The sequence below is a fragment of the Streptomyces sp. NPDC004126 genome (genome assembly GCF_050275515.1).
GTDB lineage: Bacteria > Actinomycetota > Actinomycetes > Streptomycetales > Streptomycetaceae > Streptomyces.
Window position 1 is genome coordinate 232,369 of record NZ_JBNNPF010000003.1, and the last position, 14,295, is coordinate 246,663.

Consider the following 14,295-nt stretch of genomic DNA (forward strand, 5'->3'; position numbering starts at 1 on the left):
AGTGGCGAACGGCTGCGCGGAGCGCCCCTTGAGCCGCGCTCTTCCCCGTGGCTCCCTTCCGTCCCGCCGCCGGCGGCTCGTTCGCGCTCTGGCCGCCGGCCGGCGCTGCCGTCACCGTCGACAGAGCAGACGTCGACCGAAGGGACGCCCCTTGGCAGCACCGGCAACACCGCTCCCCACCCCCCGCAAGCAGCTCGTCACCGCATGGCAGGGCCGGCTCCTGACCCGGTTCGCCGTGGTCGTGCAGCACTTGTTCGCCCGCCACGCCAACCGTCCGGACGTCGCCCTGCGGAACGCGGCCATGCGCGCGGCGAACAGCCGCGGCGTCGGCCGCGTCGAGCTGATGCGGGCCACCGGCCTCAGCACGACGACCGTGGCCAACGCCCTGGCCCGCAAACCCACTACCGAATAGCCGCCGACACCGGGGCCCGCGCCGCCACCGCGTGCCCCGGCCACCGCGCAGCCGTCAGGACCGTACGGCGGGCGCAGTTGATCAATACCCGTCTCTGGACGACAATGTCCGATCGTTCAGACTTCGGGGGTGGCTGATGAGGTTCGGCATATTAGGGCCGCTGACGGTGGAGGACGACGCGGGCCGGCTGCGCCCCGTCGCGCGGCCGAAGTCCCGGGCCGTGCTCGCCGCCCTTCTCCTCGACGCGAACCGCGTAGTCGCGTTCGGAAGCGTGATGGCCGCCCTGTGGGGTGACGACCTGCCGGCCTCCGCGCTCGCCTCCATGCACAACCACGTCGCGCGCCTGCGCAAGGACCTGGGGCCGGACGGCGCGACCCGACTCCGCACGGCAGGCCGGGGATTCCAGCTCCGGGTCGCGGAGGGGGAAGCCGACTCCGACTCCTTCCTCCGGCACGGCGAGCGCGCCAGGGAAGCCCTGCGGCTGGAGAAGTGGGACGAAGCGGAGCGGGAAGCCGGGGCGGCGCTGGAGCTGTGGAGGGGCACACCCCTGGCCGACGCGTCGACGGCGCCGGAGCATCCCGGGATCGTCTACCTGGAGGAGCAGAGGCTCCAGACCCTGGAGTGCCGGTTCGAGGCCCTGCTCAACCTCGGGCGGGTCGAGGGCCTCTGTGCCGAACTCGCCCTCCTGGTGGCGGAGCATCCGCTGCGCGAATCCTTCCACCGACAGCTGATGTTCGCCCTGGACCGCACGGACCGGCAGGCGGAAGCCCTGGCCCGGTACCAGAGCCTGCGGACCGTGCTGGTGGACGAACTGGGCGTGGAACCCGGCCCCGCGGTCCAGCAGGCGCACCGGCTCATCCTGTCGGGGAAGAGCCGCTCGGACGCTCCGGAGGAAGCGGTCACCATCGTCGCCCCGACCGGACGGCCGGCGCAGCTCCCTTCACCGCCTTTGCATTTCGTCGGCCGTACCCAGGACGTCGAAGCGATCCGCTCCGTTCTGCTCGCCCCCCGCACCCACCCGGCCATGGCCGTGATCAGCGGGATGGCCGGTGTGGGGAAGACCGGCCTGGCCCTGCACGTCGCCCAGGAACTGCGAGGCTCCTTCCCTGACGGACAGCTCTTCCTCAACCTGCACGCGGGCACTCCCGGAGTCCCGCCGGTGGAGTCCTGTCAGGCAGTCGCGCTGCTTCTGCGGGGCATGGGCGTGGACCCGCGGCTGGTTCCGACGAGCAGTGCCGGGGCATCGGCGCTGCTGAGGTCGACCCTGGCGGACAAGCGCGTTCTCCTGGTCCTCGACGACGTCTCCTCGGTGAGCCAGATCAGGCCCGTGCTGCCGGCGGGACCGGGTTGTGCCGTGCTGGTCACGAGCCGGCTTCCGCTCGCAACGCTGGATTCCGGCAGGCACATCCGATTGGCACCCCTGTCAGCGGCGACGAGCGGCCTCCTGCTCCGCAGGGCCTCGGGCCGCCCGCTGAGGGCGGATGACTCCGCCTTCGTGGACCGACTCGTCGCCCTGTGCGGGGGACTCCCGCTCGCACTGCGCATCACGGCCGCCCGGCTGGCGAGCCGCGAAAGCCTCTCTGTGGAAGCGCTGTCCGAACGACTTGCCGCACAGGAAGCCCGGCTCGACCACCTCGAACTGGACGACCTGAGCGTCCGCAGGTCCCTGGCCGCGGCCCACGAGGCCCTCGGCTCGTCGCCCGAGCAGACCGACCGCGACGCGGCGGACGCGCTGACCCGCCTCGGTTCCCTCGACCTGCCCGAGTACTCCGCCGGCTTGACGGCACGGCTCATGGACGTCTCCGTACTCCGCGCCGATCTGGCGCTCGAGCGGCTGGCCGAGGTCGCGCTGCTGGACGAGCCGTGTGCCGGCCGGTACGTGCCCCACGACCTCGTACGGGACTTCGCCCGGGAGCTGGCACGCTCCCACCCGGCACGAGCGCACCACTCCGGGCTGGACGAGGGTGCTCTGAATTGGTACCTGCGCCGGGCAGCAGCATGCGCCGAGGTCCGGTACCCCGACACTTTCTGGGCACGTACTCGGCGTACGGCCACGGACCCCGCCTCAACGGACGGCTCGTCCTTCCACAACGCGACGCAAGCCCTCACGTGGGCGGATCAGGAGGCGGAGAACCTGATCTTCCTGGCCGGACAGAAGGACGGCGGCAGACTGGGCCACCGGCAAGCCGTCGAACTGATCCAGATGCTCTACCCCTACTTCCACGACCGCGGACTCACGCAGGTGAGGAAGCGGCTGACGCACCACGCGATCCGCCTGGCCCGGGAAGCCGGCGATACGGAGGCGGAATCCGAGGCCCTGCGCTGCCTGGCGGTCGCCCAGTACTCCGACGGCTTCATGAACGAGGCACTGCGTCTGCTGGAGGAGTCCAGCGCGATGCGGGCGGGACAGGACGCCGTCACGCGCATGATCACGCTCGGCAACCGGGCGGCCGTCCTGAGAGCCATGGGACGGTACGGCGAGGCCCGGACGGCCCTGGCCCAATGCCTGGCACTCCGCCCCGAGCCGGTCTCCGACTTCCATCAGGCGCTCCTCCTGGGGAACCAGGGATACGTGGCCGAACCTGCCGACGCCCGCCTCGCGATCTCGTACCACCTCCAGAGCCTGGACATCGCGACGCGCATCGACGCTCAGGCACTCCGCCTGGTGGCACTCAGCAACATCGGCCACACCCACCTGGCGTTGGACGAGCCCGAATCCGCGCTGTCCCGCTTCGCCGAAGGCCTCGCCGCCACCGCCGAGGGCGGCGGTACCCACTGGAACGCGGAGCGGGAGATCCGCCGGGGCGAAGCCCGGGCGCTGCGCCTGCTCGGCCGCCTGGAGGCGGCGCGGCGCACCTGCGAGCTGCTCCTGGAGCTCACGCGTCAGCGCGGCGACGCGTACGCGACCGGTCTGGCCGAGTACGAATACGGACACGTACTCCGCGATGCGGGCGACGAACCGGGAGCCCGAAGGCTCTGGCACAGCGCACTGCACGCCCTGGAGGGCACTGACGCCCCCGTACTCCCGGAACTCCGCCGGCTCGCCGCCTGATGGGCGAGCAGCGGAACGGCCCCTGCCGGATCTCCCGGCAGGGGCCTTTCATGATGCTCTGTTCAGGCGTTGCTCAGTTCCAGACCTTGCCGTAGAAGAACCCGCCGGAACCACGCTCGTAGTAGTGCTGCCCGTACAGACCGCCCACGCACCTGCTCTTCGTCTCCCATGCGTTGGTGGGGAAGGAGGCGACCATCACACCGGTGTCGGCGTCCCAGAGTTCAGCACGCCCCCAATAGGCGAGGGCCGTGTGGGTGCCGGAGAAACACACCTCGTGGTTGCCGTTGGAGGGCACGCTCCCGCTGGTGCACGTGTACCCCTCGCAGACCGCGGTGGCCGCGCTCGCCGGGCCGGCGGCGATCAGCCCGAAGGTGGCTACCGCGGTAGCCGTCATGGCGGCCTGAATGATCCTCTTCTTCATGGTGTGCCCGTGCTCCTAAGAAAGGTCGGCTGGACGTCGCATGCGTTCCGCTTGCCCCGTCGCAGGTGCTGCTCCGCGGGGAGCGCACGGACAGCACTGTGCTGGGCCGTACCAACAACCCGCCAACACGACGCCAACCGCACGGAGCGGGAGCCCCGGTTGCCGCGGGGTCTAGCAGCCGGACTCGGGGCCGTCGTCCGTGATGCGGCGGCGGACCTGGTCCTCCTGGGCCAGGCGGCGGAGCAGTTCGAAGACCGGGGCGCAGATCGCGAAGACGATGACGGCCCGCTCCGCGAGGGCCACCGGCTCGTCGAGGCAGGACGCCCGCTCCAGGTCCAGCCGGGCCACCGACTCGGCCAGCCGCGCGTAGGCGGCCAGCTCGCCCGGGGCGTACTGGGCGTCCAGCCGGCGCAGCTCCTTGAGCGCGGCCGTCAGCCCCTTCACGTGGGGTGAGGTGCCGGGCGCCCGCCACTCCAGGGCGGCGAGCAGCTCCGTCACCTCCGCCGCGGCGGCCTCGTCGGCGTCGGTCTCCTCCTCGTCGTCCGCGGGGCCCTGGGAGGCCACCGGCACCGGGAGCGCGTAGCTGATCGCCCCGAGGGCCCCCTCGGTGCTGTGGGCCTGGTCGACGGCCCCGAGCACCTCGCGGGTGGCGGCGATGGACAGGCCGCCGAGCGTGGTCAGGGCCTTGATCAGCCGCAGCCGCTCCGCGTGCTCCTCCCCGTACTCCGCCAGGGTCGCGGCCGTCGCCCGGCCGGCCGGGAGCAGGCCCTGCCGCCGGAAGTACTTGATGCTGGCGACCGGCACGCCGGTGAGCCGGCTGAGCTCCGAGATCTTCATGCGGCTTCCCTGCTGGTCATGCGGTCCGGTCCGGTGCCCGCCATCGGCTGGCCGCCGTCGGCGATTGGACACCACAACAAGATACTGCCAGTATCCAGTCACTGGATACCAGAAGTATCCAACTCAGGAATCGCAGCCGCACCGGAGAATCGATGCCTCACCCCACGCCACCCTCCGTGCTCCGCCGACCCCAGCTGTGGATCGGTACGGGACTCATCGCCGCAGTGGTCTCGATGTTGTTCGCCCTGCTCTACGTGGGCGGCAACGTCAACCCCAGAGGGAACCTGCGCGACCTGCCGGTGGCCCTGGTCAACGCCGACGCCGGCGCCGACGCGCGCGGCCGCCGCGTCACCCTCGGCGAGCAGGTCGTCTCGGGCATCGAGAAGGCCGCCGAGGGCGACAAGAGCATCGACTGGCAGCTCGTCAGCCGCGAGGAGGCCGACAAGCGGCTGGGCAGCGGCAAGGTCTTCGGCGCCCTCGTCATCCCGAAGGACTTCTCCGCCACGGTGACCGCGCTCGCCGCCCCGCAGCCGCCGGCCCAGGGCAAGCCCGCCCCGCCGACCATCACCGTGCTGACCAACCAGTCCGCCGGCAGCATAGGCTCCTCCATGTCGTCCCAGGCCGCCCAGAAGGCGGCCCACGCGGCCTCCGCCCAGATCGGCCAGGAGCTCCTCAAGCAGGCCGCGGCCCAGAAGACCCCGCTGCCGACGGCCGCCCAGCTCAAGCTGGCCGACCCGGTCACCGTCACCGTCGCCGACGGCCACCCCGTCGGCTCCCGCAGCGCCATGGGCCTGAGCGCCTTCTACTACGCCCTGGTCCTGGTCGTCTGCGGCATGCTCGGCGCCAACCTGGTCAACTCCCAGGTCGACACCGCGCTCGGCTACCTCCACACCGACTACGGCCCGGTCCGCAAGCGCGAGCCCGTCCAGCACACCAGCCGCGTCCGGACCCTCGCCGTCGGCGTCGCCCTCATGCTCGGCATGTCGGTGATCATGGGCACCCTGGTCGAGGTCGCCACCGTCTCCGTCCTCGACATGGACGCCTCCCACCTCGGCCTGCTGTGGCTGTACTCGGTCGCCACCATCGCGGTCGTCGGCATCGGCGGTCTCGCCCTGTTCGCCGCGTTCGGCACCCCCGGCATGCTGCTGGCCACCATCGTGTTCATCGCGATGGCCGTCCCCTCCTCCGGCGCCACCGTGCCCCTGCAGGCGCTGCCCGGCTTCTTCCGCGGCCTCGCCGAGTTCGAGCCGCTGCGCCAGATCACCGAGGGCCTGCGCTCCATCCTCTTCTACGGCGCCCAGGCCGACGCGGGCCTGACCCGGGCGTGGACCGCGATGGGCATCGCCCTCGCCGCCGCCCTGCTCTTCGGCTTCGCCGTCACCCGCCTCTACGACCGCCGGGGCCTGCACCGCATCCCCCGGCCCGACGCCGACGAGACCCCGGAGCCGCCCGCGGCCGCCGAGGCTCCGGCGCCCGCCACGGCCTGAGACGGCGGGCCGGCCGCCGAGGGGGCCCTTCAGGGCAACGGGCGGCCGGCCACAGCCGGGATCCTTGGAAAGGCGGGTTCCGCGCGGTACCCCTGACAGGGCGTACGCGCGGAACCCGCCTTTTTCGCATCCGCCCACCGGACCCGCCCGTGCGCCCCGACCGACGGCAGGAGCGCCCCATGACCACAGGCTGGACCCCCCGCCCGCCGGACGCCGGCCACCCGCAGGGCGAACACCTGCCGGAGCTCGACGTCCCGCCGCCCGGCCGGCAGCGGCGGTGGACGGTCCTGCTGCGGCTGCTCCTGCTGCTGCCACAGCTGATCGTCACGGCCCTCCTCGCCGTCGCCGCCTTCTTCGTGACCGTCGCCGGCTGGTTCGCCGCGCTGGTGCTGGGCCGTCTGCCCGACGGCGTCGCCCGGTTCCTCGGCGGGTTCCTGGCGTACGAGACCCGGGTCGCGGCCAGTGCGATGCTGCTGGTGGACCGGTACCCGCCCTTCTCCTTCGAGGCGCCCGGCCATCCGGTCCGGATCGAACTGCGCCCCGGCCCGCTGAACCGGGCGGCCGTCCTCTTCCGCCTCGTCCTGATGATCCCGGCGATGATCGTCACCGGCCTGCTGCAGTACGGCTGGGGGGCCGTCTGCTGGGTGTTCTGGCTGATCACCCTCGTGCTGGGGCGCATGCCCGCCCCCGTCTTCGGCGCCGTCGCGGCGGTCGCCCGCTTCCGGATGCGCTACCAGGCGTACGTGATGATGCTGACCTCCGCGTACCCCAAGCGCCTGTTCGGCGACGCGTGGGCCGCCGACGCCCCGGTGTCCGGGCCCGCCGCGGCCTCCGGCACCCGCCCGCTGCTCCTCGCCGCACCGGCGAAGGCGCTGGTCGTGCTGCTCCTCGTCCTCGGGATCCTCGTCGCGTGCGCCTCCCCGACGGTCCGGGTCCAGGTCAGGGACGACGACCGGTTCGAAGGCGTGGAAACCGCAGCGATCCGGACAAGCTGAATGGCCTCCAGGTGAACGCGAGCCGCTCGACACCAGGTCAGCGGCGCGCGTTCCGCCGGGGACGGCCCTCATCACCCCCCGTTTCCGAGCGGACACGGAGCGCCGCACACCGCCTGAGCTGCCCGAACGGCCATTCGCTATCCGATATTCGAACGGCGTGTCCGTAAATCGGCCGTAGACATGCGCCCCACCTTCGCATCCGACAGACTCAGCCGCATCGAAGCCCGACAACGCAAGTAATTGTCGCGCTCAATCTTCACATCGAAAGCGAGTCTTGTCGTGCGCTACCGCTTCGCTGCCGTCTCCGCCGCCGCCCTCCTCTGCCTGGCAGGCGCCACCGGCATGGCGGAGGCCAAGCCCACCAGCCTGTACGCCCCGTCCGCGATGGTCTTCTCCGTCGCCCAGGGCGACGACGCCTCCGCCCCGGTGCTGCGCGCCGCCACCCTCAGCTGTATGCCGACCGCACAGGGCACGCACCCGGACCCCAAGGCCGCCTGTACGGCCCTGAACTCCACCGGCGGCACCTTCGACCGGCTGCTGGCCGCCCCCGACACCAACCGCGCCTGCCCGATGCACTACGCGCCCGTGACCGTCACCGCGGAGGGCGTCTGGCAGGGCAGCCGCGTCGCGTGGAAGCACACCTTCTCCAACGCCTGCTCCATGAACGCGACCCTCAACGGCAACGCCGTCTTCGCGTTCTGACGCCCGCTCCGCCGGCGGGCCCCCGCACGGACCCGCCCGTCACGGCCTCGGGCCTCCCTGGAGCACCGCCTCGATCTCGCCCGCGACATCGCCGCGGCCCAGCCGCGCGCGGCCGAAGTCGGCCGTGCGCGGCAGGTGCAGGACCAGCTCGTACCCCACGTCGACCCGCACCCGCCCGGACCGCAGCACGAAGTCGTACGCGTGCCCGCCGCGGGTGCGGCAGCCGGACAGGAAGTGCAGGTGGTACCCGGCGGCGGCCACCCCCAGCAGGTGGGCGGGGCTGCGGAAGCCGACGACGGTGCCCCGCAGGCCGGTGTGGGTGGAGATCACCTGTCCCGCGACCGCGTCGATCAGCCGGGGATACGGCCGGTGCTGCTCGGGGAGCATCCGGGTGACGACGTGGTCGAAGTGCCCGTCGACCCGGACCGCGTAGAAGTGGTTCGGGCTCGGCAGCCACCCGTCGATCAGCGCGCGCAGCCCGGCGGCGTCGACCGGCTCCCGGGTCCGCCAGTCGTGCTCCCCGTGGAAGTAGGTCACCGCCGCGAGCGGCGTGCGCGTCGACGGGTCGGCCTCACCGGCGGACCCGTCGGCGCGCAGCCGGTAGCAGCGGCCGTCGAGGACGATCATCTCGCCGTCGAGCCGGTCGAAGGTGCCGATGCCGAAGTCCCCGTGCCGGCGGAGCTCGGCGACGGTGGTCGTGCCCTCGTAGACGCCCTCCAGCATGGCCGTCATGGTCGAGGTCTGGAAGATCCTCCCCCTCGGCCGGGGCGCGCCCGGCGGGTTCCCTTCCGGTGCGGTCATGTTCCCCCCTGGTTCCCGTGCGTACGCCGGACCCGCGTCGAGCACCGTAGGGAAGCGCCACCCCCGTCACAACGGCGCGCACGCGGTCGCGCGGGGCGCGCGAGGGTGTGCGCGCCCCGCCGAGCCCCTCCCGGCCCTCAGCCGGCGGGCGGGTGCGTGGCCAGCCAGTGGCGGGCGATGCGTTCGCGGGTGGTGATCCAGGCGCCGCCGCGCCGCGCGACGTGCCGCAGGAAGCCGTCGAGCGCGCGGATGCGCCCGGGCCGGCCGATGATCCGGCAGTGCAGGCCCACGCTCATCATGCGCGGCCGGTCCGCGCCCTCGGCATGGAGGGCGTCGAACGTGTCGACCAGGTAGCCGAGCATGTCGTCGGCCGTCGTGAAGCCGTGGACGATCAGGAACTTGAAGTCGTTCGCGTCCAGGCTGTACGGCACCACCAGGTGCGGCCGCCCGGCCGCCTCGACGTAGAAGGGCAGGTCGTCCGAGTAGTCGTCGGAGTCGTAGAGGAAGCCGCCCTCCTCGGCGACGAGGCGCCGCGTGGCGGGGCTCGTCCGGCCGGTGTACCAGCCGACCGGCCGACGGCCGCAGAGCCGCTCGATCGTCGCCGTGCACCGCGCGATCTCGGCCCGCTCCGCGTCCTGCGGCACCTGGCGGTAGTCGGTCCAGCGCCAGCCGTGGCCCGCCACCTCCCAGCCGGCCGCGCCCATCGCGCGCGCCGCCTCCGGGTTGCGTTCCAGCGCCTGCCCCACGGCGTGGACGGTGAGCGGCGCGCCGTGCTCCGCGAGCGTGCGGTGGACGCGCCAGAACCCGGCCCGCGAGCCGTAGGCGAACATCGACTCGACGTTCAGGTCGCGCCCGCCGACCACCGGCGGCGCTCCGACGATCTCGTGGAGGTACCCCTCCGACGCCGGGTCGCCCTCCAGGACGCTCCGCTCGCCGCCCTCCTCGTAGTTGAGCACGAGGCTGACGGCGACCCGCGCCCCGCCGGGCCAGGCGGCGTGCGGCGGCTCGGCACCGTAGCCGACGAGATCGCGCTGATGCTCCGACACGCGCCGCACCCTACCGCGCCGCCCGGCGGGAAGGCCGGACCGCTTCCGGCCGTGTCCGTCCCGCGGATCAGGGCGCGGCGACGGGCCAGGGGACCTCGGTGGCCACGGGGGCGGTGTAGTCGACGCCCGGCACCGAGAACCCGTACAGGCGCCGGACCTCGTCGCGGAACCAGTCGAGGTCGGCGAGGCCCGCGATGGTGCCGGTCGTGGCGGCCTCCCAGCGCTCGGCGACGGCCGCCTGCACCTCGTCGGTGAGCTCCCAGGTGTCCAGCCGGACCCGGCCCTCGTCGTCCTGGGCGAGCGGGGCCGCACCGGTCAACTGGTCCCACAGGGCGGCGAGCTGACGGATCGACGGGACCACCTCCTCCCCGAGCACGCCGCGCAGCAGGCCGGTGTAGAGGGCGATGCCGGGGATGGCCGTGGAGGACTGGGTGACGGCCGCGCCGTTCACCGAGGTCACGGCCCGCCCGCCCACCGTCTTCCCGAGGCGCTCGTCCAGGGTGCGGGCGGTGGCCTCCAGATGGGCCTTGGCCGCGCCGATCGTGCCCTGCCGGTAGATGGCCGCCGTCAGCGGCGAACCGATGTAGGAGAGCGCGGCGGTGGCGAAGCCCTCCGCGAGCAGACCCCGTCCGGCGAGGTGGTCGATCCAGCGCTCCCAGTCCGCTCCGCCCATCACGGCCACGGTCTGCCGGACGTCGTCGCCCTCGGCCGGCCCGGTCTCGACCTCGCGGACCTCGGGATCGCCCTGGTCGTCGAAGACGAGGGTCTTGGTGCGGTTCGCCGCGCCGATCGGCTTGAGGACGGAGGCGTACGCGGCGCCGGTGTCGGGGTCGGTGCGGCGGGGCGCGGCCACCGAGTACACCAGGTAGTCCAGCCGGCCGCCGAAGCGCCGCTCGACGAGCTCGGCGACCTGGTCCTTCATCGCGTCCGAGAACGCGTCGCCGTTGAGGAAGACCAGGTCCCGCCCGGCCGCGCGGGCGATGTCGGCGGTGGCCGCGGTGCGGTACCAGCCGGCGGTGGCGGTACGCCGGTGCGTGGGGGCCTTCTCGAAGGAGACCGCGATCCCGCGGATCCCGGCCCGCTTGAGCCCGGCCAGGGTGGCCGCGAGGCCGTATCCGGCGGACGAGCCGATGACCAGTGCCACCGGGCCGTCGCCCTCGGGGGCTCCGGCGGGAGCCGGGCACGCCTGCCACATGTCCTCCACCAGCCGCCGGCAGCCCGCCGGGTGGGAGTCGAGGAAGAGGAAGCCCCGGTTGCGGGGGGTCAGAACACGCTCGTTCACGGTGGCAGTCCTTGGATCGGCCGGGACGGGGACGCGGCGGCCGGCAACCGGCCACCGCGTCCCGCCAGTCTGCGACAGCACCACTGCGCACCGGAGCCGCGGCCGCGGACAACGATCTTGAGCAGGTCTTGGAGTGTTCCCACCATCGGCGCCCCCGCGACGCCGGCGCGAGCCCCCTACGAAGTCCGCGCCGGGGCGAACTGGGTGAGGACCAGCAGGGTGTCGACGAGGTCCTCGGCCGGGGCCCCGGTGGCGAGGCGGCGCAGCTGCCGGCCGAAGACCAGGGCCACGGCCGTGCCCGCCAGCCGCTCGGGATCCGGCACGCCGAGCCGGGCCAGCACCCGGGCGGCCAGCAGGTCGTAGGCGGCGAAGCACTCGGCGGCGGATGCGCGCAGCCGTTCGTCGCGGCCGGCCTGGACGTACAGCTCGAACGGGGCGATGTGCCGGCTGTCGAACGCGTCGCCGCCCGCGACCCGTGCCACCACCTCCGCCGCCCGCCCGACGTCGAAGTGCCCGTCCGCACAGGCGTCGGCGAGCTCCGTGAAGTGCCGTGTCTCCTCCGCCACGAAGTGCAGCAGACTCTCGCGCAGCAGCTCGTGCTGGGTGGCGAAGTGGTAGGTGACGGAGCCCAGGGAGACCCCGGCCTCCCTGGCGATGCGGCGGTTGGTGACGGCGGCGATCCCGTCCTGCCCGGCGATCCGCAGTACGGCGTCGATGATGCTCTGGCGGGTTTCGGAGGCATGGGACATGCGGGCATTCTGCCCCATCGGCCGCCCCGGGCCACGATCCGTGCGGGGCATGGGAGTTGGGGCCGTCCGGGGTGTGGACACGGCGCCGCACCCTCCCTACTGTTCGTTCGAACGAACAGTAGGAGCGAACAGTCCGATCGAACGCCGTACGGGAGTCGTCGTGGAGATGTCCGGATCGAACGTCCTGCTCACCGGGGCCACCGGAGGCATCGGAGCCGCCCTGGCGGCGCGCCTGACCGCCGAAGGGGCCCGCCTCACCGTCACCGGCCGCCGGGAAGGGGCCCTGAAGGACACCGCCGACGCGTGCGGCGCCCGCGCCGTGGTCGCCGATCTCGCCGTCCGCCCGGACGTGCTGCGGCTCGCGGAGACCTGCGCCGGGACGGACGTCCTCGTCGCGAACGCAGCCCTGCCCGCCAGCGGTGACCTGCTGGACTACACCGAGGAGCAGCTCGACCGCGCCGTCGACGTCAACCTGCGCGCGCCCGTCCTGCTGTCCCGGCTGCTCGCGGCGCGCATGGCGGAGCGCGGCCGCGGCCACATCGTGCTGGTGGGCTCCATCTCCGGGAAGGCGGCCACCAGGTCGACCTCCCTGTACAACGCGACGAAGTTCGGGCTGCGCGGCTTCGCCCTCGCCCTGCGCCAGGAACTCAGGGGCACGGGGGTGGGGGTGTCCCTCGTGCAGCCGGGATTCGTGCGCGACGCGGGCATGTTCGCGGCGACGGGCGCCACCCCGCCGGGCGGTATCAGGACCGTGACGCCGGGACAGGTCGCCGAGGGCGTCGTACGGGCGGTCCGCCGCGACCTCTGCGAGGTCAACGTGGCCCCGCTGGAGCTGCGGCTGCTCAGTGCCGTGGCCGGCCAGTTCCCCGGCTTCGCCGAGCGGGTCCAGGCCCGGGCCGGAGTGGGCCGCTCGGTGCGGCGGATCGTCGAGGCGCAGCGCTCGTACCGGTAGGCGTGCCGCCGTTGCCCGTGGTGCCGATTCGTTTCGCCCCACTGCTCGTTCAATTGGCCCGGCTGTAGCGGGCGGTGCCGGTCCAGATGCGTTCCAGCCGTACGCGGGTGCCGGGTTTGGGGGCGTGCCAGATCTTGTCGTGGCCGGCGTAGATGCCGACGTGGCCCATGGTTCCCCCTTTGGGGAAGAAGACCAGATCGCCGGGTGCGCGCTGCGCGTGCGGAATGTGGAGTGTGCTCTCGTACTGCGCTTCCGCAGTGCGGGGAAGGGCCCGGCCGGCCTTCCGGAAGGCGTAGAGGGTGAGGCCCGAGCAGTCGAATTCATCGGGCCCGGTGGCCCCGTAGACGTAAGGTGCGCCTTTCTTGGAGGCGGCGATGGCCACGGCCTTTATCCCGTACAGGGAGGCGGCCTGGGCCGGGCGCGCGGGGGCGAACAGGGCGGCGGCGACGGAGACGGAGACGAGCAGGGCGGGGCCGCGATGTCTCTTCATGCGTTTTTCTGTTTTCGGCAATCGTGATACCTCCGCATTCAGATACAGGAACAAGACCGTGATGGTGACTGTTCTCGGTGACTGCGTAATGGCTCCCGACGACCGCCCATTTTGCACGAAGTGTCCGCACTTGCACGCTCGGACACGGCGCGAGTTTTCCGGGGCGCATGCGGGGCGGGTGCGGGACCGAGAACGCGTGGGGCTACCGCGAGACGTCCGGCCGGCTGCAGGGCGTCGACCTGAGCGGATTCAAGGGGGGAGGCCGTGGACGGCGGCATCGGCAAGGCCGACAGGCACTCGGACGAGGTCGGCTCCGCCTGCCGGGTGGTCGACACCGGCCCGTGGATCTTCGGCAAGGAGGTCCTGCTGCCCGCCGGCGCCGTCTCGCGGATCGACGTCGACGAGGAGGAGGCCCACGTCGACCGGACCGGGGAACAGGTCGAGAACGCACCGGAGTTCCACCGCGAGAAGCACCTCGGCGACGCCGGCTGCCACGACGAACCGGCCGACTGCTACCGCTCCGGCGGCGCCTTCGGCGGCCGCCCGTTCTGAACCGCCGTGCAGGACGGCGGAGATGGCCGGAAACCGGCCCGCGCCACCGGTGCGGGCCGGTGCGTTCGTGCGCGGGCCGGTGCGGCCGGTCAGCCGAGGAAGGACAGCCGCACGGTACGCCGGGGGTTGTCCTTGTTGGTGTCCACCAGCACGACGGACTGCCAGGTGCCCAGGGCGAGTTCGCCGTCGACGACCGGCAGTGTGGCGTGCGGCGGGACGAACGCCGGGAGCACGTGGTCCCGGCCGTGGCCGGGGGAGCCGTGGCGGTGGCGCCAGCGGTCGTCGGCGGGCAGCAGCCCGGCCAGGGCGTCGAGCAGGTCGTCGTCGCTGCCCGCACCCGTCTCGATGACCGCGAGCCCGGCCGTCGCGTGCGGGGTGAACACGTTGAGGAGCCCGTCGCGGCCCCGGGCCGCCTCGCGCAGGAAGCCGGCGCAGGCCGAGGTCAGGTCATGGACGGTCTCCGCCGAGCCGGTGGTGACGTCGATGGTCCGTGTCGTGAATGTCATCCCGCCATCCT

General features: G+C 72.8%; 15 protein-coding genes. 7 read left to right on the forward strand and 8 right to left on the reverse strand.

Going from position 1 to position 14,295, the window contains the following annotated elements; all coding sequences use genetic code 11:
* Positions 1-151 precede the first annotated feature (151 nt).
* Both ACQKM2_RS05045 and ACQKM2_RS05050 read left to right on the forward strand, forming a co-directional pair.
* The gene (locus ACQKM2_RS05045) at positions 152-412 is read left to right on the forward strand and encodes a hypothetical protein (RefSeq protein WP_427706687.1); all 261 of its coding nucleotides are present in this window, start codon (positions 152-154) and stop codon (positions 410-412) included.
* A gap of 136 nt (positions 413-548) precedes the next feature.
* Positions 549-3,464 carry a BTAD domain-containing putative transcriptional regulator gene (locus ACQKM2_RS05050; RefSeq protein ID WP_427706689.1) on the forward strand — a complete coding sequence of 972 codons (2,916 nt, stop codon included), beginning with the start codon at positions 549-551 and terminating at the stop codon, positions 3,462-3,464.
* Between the two features lie 73 nt (positions 3,465-3,537).
* Here the strand turns inward: ACQKM2_RS05050 and ACQKM2_RS05055 are convergent, their stop codons facing one another.
* Together ACQKM2_RS05055 and ACQKM2_RS05060 are read right to left on the reverse strand one after the other, a co-directional pair.
* Positions 3,538-3,885 (reverse strand): hypothetical protein, encoded by a 348-nt coding sequence (locus ACQKM2_RS05055; protein ID WP_427706691.1) that lies wholly within the window; start codon positions 3,883-3,885, stop codon positions 3,538-3,540.
* 171 nt (positions 3,886-4,056) lie between these two features.
* Positions 4,057-4,722, reverse strand: a complete 666-nt coding sequence (locus tag ACQKM2_RS05060; RefSeq protein WP_427706693.1) for a MerR family transcriptional regulator — start codon at positions 4,720-4,722, stop codon at positions 4,057-4,059.
* Positions 4,723-4,874: 152 nt separating this feature from the next.
* Between ACQKM2_RS05060 and ACQKM2_RS05065 the strand changes: the two genes are divergently transcribed.
* The 3 genes from ACQKM2_RS05065 to ACQKM2_RS05075 all read left to right on the forward strand — a co-directional run bounded on the left by ACQKM2_RS05065 (position 4,875) and on the right by ACQKM2_RS05075 (position 7,906).
* The gene (locus tag ACQKM2_RS05065; protein ID WP_427706696.1) at positions 4,875-6,209 is read left to right on the forward strand and encodes a YhgE/Pip domain-containing protein; all 1,335 of its coding nucleotides are present in this window, start codon (positions 4,875-4,877) and stop codon (positions 6,207-6,209) included.
* Between the two features lie 179 nt (positions 6,210-6,388).
* Positions 6,389-7,204, forward strand: a complete 816-nt coding sequence (locus tag ACQKM2_RS05070; protein ID WP_427706698.1) for a DUF4389 domain-containing protein — start codon at positions 6,389-6,391, stop codon at positions 7,202-7,204.
* A gap of 342 nt (positions 7,205-7,546) precedes the next feature.
* Entirely contained in the window at positions 7,547-7,906 is a 360-nt protein-coding gene (locus ACQKM2_RS05075) for a subtilase-type protease inhibitor (protein WP_007268161.1), read from the forward strand.
* Positions 7,907-7,945: 39 nt separating this feature from the next.
* Here the strand turns inward: ACQKM2_RS05075 and budA are convergent, their stop codons facing one another.
* The 4 genes from budA to ACQKM2_RS05095 all read right to left on the reverse strand — a co-directional run bounded on the left by budA (position 7,946) and on the right by ACQKM2_RS05095 (position 11,784).
* Positions 7,946-8,707, reverse strand: coding sequence for an acetolactate decarboxylase (gene budA / locus ACQKM2_RS05080; protein ID WP_427706700.1), 762 nt, complete (start codon positions 8,705-8,707; stop codon positions 7,946-7,948).
* Positions 8,708-8,844: 137 nt separating this feature from the next.
* Positions 8,845-9,753 (reverse strand): allantoinase PuuE, encoded by a 909-nt coding sequence (puuE, locus tag ACQKM2_RS05085; protein WP_427706702.1) that lies wholly within the window; start codon positions 9,751-9,753, stop codon positions 8,845-8,847.
* Positions 9,754-9,820: 67 nt separating this feature from the next.
* Positions 9,821-11,035, reverse strand: a complete 1,215-nt coding sequence (gene fabV / locus ACQKM2_RS05090) for an enoyl-[acyl-carrier-protein] reductase FabV (RefSeq protein ID WP_427706704.1) — start codon at positions 11,033-11,035, stop codon at positions 9,821-9,823.
* Between the two features lie 176 nt (positions 11,036-11,211).
* Positions 11,212-11,784, reverse strand: a complete 573-nt coding sequence (locus tag ACQKM2_RS05095) for a TetR/AcrR family transcriptional regulator (RefSeq protein WP_427706706.1) — start codon at positions 11,782-11,784, stop codon at positions 11,212-11,214.
* A 166-nt stretch (positions 11,785-11,950) separates the two neighbouring features.
* On the opposite strand from ACQKM2_RS05095, the gene ACQKM2_RS05100 reads away from it, so the two are divergent.
* A complete protein-coding gene (locus ACQKM2_RS05100; protein ID WP_427706708.1) occupies positions 11,951-12,736 on the forward strand; it encodes an SDR family NAD(P)-dependent oxidoreductase in 786 nt (261 codons plus the stop codon).
* A gap of 49 nt (positions 12,737-12,785) precedes the next feature.
* Here the strand turns inward: ACQKM2_RS05100 and ACQKM2_RS05105 are convergent, their stop codons facing one another.
* Positions 12,786-13,226, reverse strand: a complete 441-nt coding sequence (locus ACQKM2_RS05105) for a C40 family peptidase (protein WP_427706710.1) — start codon at positions 13,224-13,226, stop codon at positions 12,786-12,788.
* A gap of 264 nt (positions 13,227-13,490) precedes the next feature.
* Here ACQKM2_RS05105 and ACQKM2_RS05110 point away from each other — a divergent pair, with 264 nt between their 5' ends.
* Positions 13,491-13,778: a PRC-barrel domain containing protein gene (locus ACQKM2_RS05110; protein ID WP_427706712.1), complete on the forward strand. Its 288-nt coding sequence runs from the start codon at positions 13,491-13,493 to the stop codon at positions 13,776-13,778.
* Between the two features lie 89 nt (positions 13,779-13,867).
* On the opposite strand, the gene ACQKM2_RS05115 is transcribed toward ACQKM2_RS05110, so the two are convergent.
* Positions 13,868-14,284 carry a secondary thiamine-phosphate synthase enzyme YjbQ gene (locus tag ACQKM2_RS05115; protein ID WP_427706714.1) on the reverse strand — a complete coding sequence of 139 codons (417 nt, stop codon included), beginning with the start codon at positions 14,282-14,284 and terminating at the stop codon, positions 13,868-13,870.
* Between the last annotated feature and the right edge of the window lie 11 nt (positions 14,285-14,295).